Source organism: Ochrobactrum sp. C6C9 (genome assembly GCF_022627935.1).
In the GTDB taxonomy this organism is placed as follows: domain Bacteria; phylum Pseudomonadota; class Alphaproteobacteria; order Rhizobiales; family Rhizobiaceae; genus Brucella; species Brucella teleogrylli.
Genome location: NZ_JABXGB010000106.1, coordinates 1 through 563, shown reverse-complemented (window position 1 = coordinate 563; position 563 = coordinate 1). Strand labels below are relative to the sequence as shown.

The following is a 563-nucleotide window of genomic DNA, read 5'->3' as shown; positions in this document are numbered from 1 at the left end:
ATTGATGGAGAAGAGACTGATGATATCGCCAAGTGCTTTTGAGATGGCGTCGAAGCTGCGTGCTGCTCGCTTTCTCAGAAGTGCCTTGAGTTTTGAGAAAGCCATTTCGATTGGGTTCAGGTCCGGCGAATAGGGCGGCAGGAAGAGAAACCAAGCGCCCTTTGCCTTGACCAGTTGCTCAGCCTTCCGGCTTTTGTGGAAGCCGACATTGTCGAGGATGACTATATCACCGGCTGACAGTGTCGGCACAAGCTGTGTCTCGATCCAGGTTTCGAAGATGCGGCTGTTCATCGGTGCATCGACGATCCATGGCGCGGTCAGGCCATGGCAGCGCAGTCCGGCAATGAAGGTCTGTGTCTTCCATTTTCCGAAGGGCGCATAGGCGGCAAAGCGCCTGCCTTTGGCAGACCATCCGGTGCGTTTTGTCAGGCGCGTATTCGTGGAAGTCTCATCGATAAAGATGAGACGCGACAAGGCCTTGTTGAAGAACCGCTTTCGGCGATTGATCCAAAGATCACGCGCCTTGGCGATCTCTGGTCTACGCTGCTCGCTTGCCTTGAGGC

1 protein-coding gene is annotated in these 563 nt (G+C 54.9%); it reads right to left on the bottom strand.

What is annotated here, in order from left to right; genetic code table 11:
• Positions 1 to 563 (bottom strand): IS630 family transposase (locus HWD97_RS24260; RefSeq protein ID WP_371835810.1); only part of this gene is annotated, 563 nt, incomplete at both ends.